This window comes from Moorena sp. SIO4A1 (assembly GCF_010672065.1).
GTDB lineage: Bacteria > Cyanobacteriota > Cyanobacteriia > Cyanobacteriales > Coleofasciculaceae > Moorena.
On record NZ_JAAHHX010000604.1, the window covers coordinates 1 to 1,593 of the forward strand.

Sequence of the window (1,593 nt, forward strand, 5' to 3'; positions counted from 1 at the left end):
CAGAAAAAACGGCATATATAGGGTCTCTAATAGTTATAAGGCAAATTCAATTTTATTACCCCGACTCCCGACTCCCGACTCCCGACTCCCGACTCCCTATTCCCTATTCCCTGTTCCCTATTCCCTACTCCCTACTCCCTACTCCCTACTCCCTTATCCGCCATAATAAACCCATACCTCAAAAATACAGTTTTAGCTGACTCACCACTCAGAAACTGTACAAACTGGTTAGCATGATCAGGGTTTTTAGACTCCTTTAATACTGCTACTGGGTAGATAATCCGGGAGTAAGACTCTGGCGGAGCAGTAGCAACTCGTTTAACTTGGTTTGATACATTAGCATCTGTTGCATACACCAATCCAGCATCCACATTACCTGTTTCCACATAGAATAGAACTTGGCGAACATCTTTAGCAAAAACTAACTTCGGTTTGAGCTGGTCAAACAAATTAAGAGTAGTCAGAACTTCCTTAGCATAGTGTCCAGCTGGTACACTTTCCGGGTCTCCCATTGCTATTTTACTTATTTTATCAGAGGTTAAGTCCTTAAAATTAGAGATACCAGTCTCGTCTTTCGGAGTAATTAAAACTACCTGATTATTAATAATACTTTGCCTTGTCCCTTCTAGTAAAAGCCCCTTAGATTCCAGAGCATTCATTTGTTTCGGAGCTGCTGAAATAAAAACATCCACTGGCGCGCCCTGTTCGATTTGTTGCTGCAACGAACCAGAGGAAGCAAAGTTATAAATAATAGTAACATCTGGTGTTTCCTTAGTGTAGAGTACTTTGATAGCTTTCATCGCATCTTGTAAGCTAGCAGCAACTGAGACAGTTAGACTGACCACTTCTGGCTGTTGATTGTTAAAGGTAAGAACATTGCAAGCTACCAAAACTAAGGATAGACTTAAGCACAGAAACCATGATTTAATTAGGGATTTAACCATATCTAATTTTTAGTTTAGATGTGAAACTATGATTGATAAAAAAAGGGAACAGGGAACAGGGAACAGGGAAGAGTAGTAAAGAGCTCTGAATAGTTTTTGATGTTATGATAAATCACCAAGATTGTTCATGATATATTTTTAAATTATATAGCGCTTCCTATTCAGCGTGATATACATTTAAATTTTATTCCCTACTCCCTACTCCCTACTCCCTACTCCCGATTCCCGATTCCCGATTCCCGATTCCCGATTCCCGATTCCCTACTCCCTACTCCCTACTCCCTACTCAATTAGATACTTAACAACAAAAAAAATAGCCGTAGAAATAATGTCCACGGCTATTTCAAGTCCACACTAAGTGGATTCAAATCGCTCTCTTGATGCAGTCGCTCATGGGGGAAACCACGGCAGTCGCTCATGGTTTGTTCGCGTTCGCCTTTGGCGTGGCCTACGGCCAAGCGTCGCCAAAGGCGATAGTTACCGTAAGACAGTTGAGCCTTAATCAATAAGTTTTACCCCTTTTCTGCATAGCCGACCAACCATAAAGGCTCAACGTAATCAGGTTTCGTCTCCGGGGGAACCCCCAAGACCGCGCTGCCTTCCCAAGACCGCGCTGCATCGCTATGTTACTCAGTTCCCGAACCCATCG

Annotated in this window: 2 protein-coding genes; both read right to left on the minus strand. The window is 42.4% G+C overall.

The annotated features are described in order from the left end of the window. Positions 1–131: 131 nt before the first annotated feature. Positions 132–944 carry a molybdate ABC transporter substrate-binding protein gene (gene modA, locus F6K53_RS41115; RefSeq protein ID WP_293086059.1) on the minus strand — a complete coding sequence of 271 codons (813 nt, stop codon included), beginning with the start codon at positions 942–944 and terminating at the stop codon, positions 132–134. A gap of 338 nt (positions 945–1,282) precedes the next feature. Then, positions 1,283–1,450 (minus strand): hypothetical protein, encoded by a 168-nt coding sequence (locus F6K53_RS41120; protein ID WP_293086062.1) that lies wholly within the window; start codon positions 1,448–1,450, stop codon positions 1,283–1,285. Between the last annotated feature and the right edge of the window lie 143 nt (positions 1,451–1,593).

Excerpts from the sequence above, each read along its gene's own strand:
- modA (WP_293086059.1), bottom strand. The coding sequence starts at position 944 with ATGGTTAAATCCCTAATTAAATCATGGTTTCTGTGCTTAAGTCTATCC.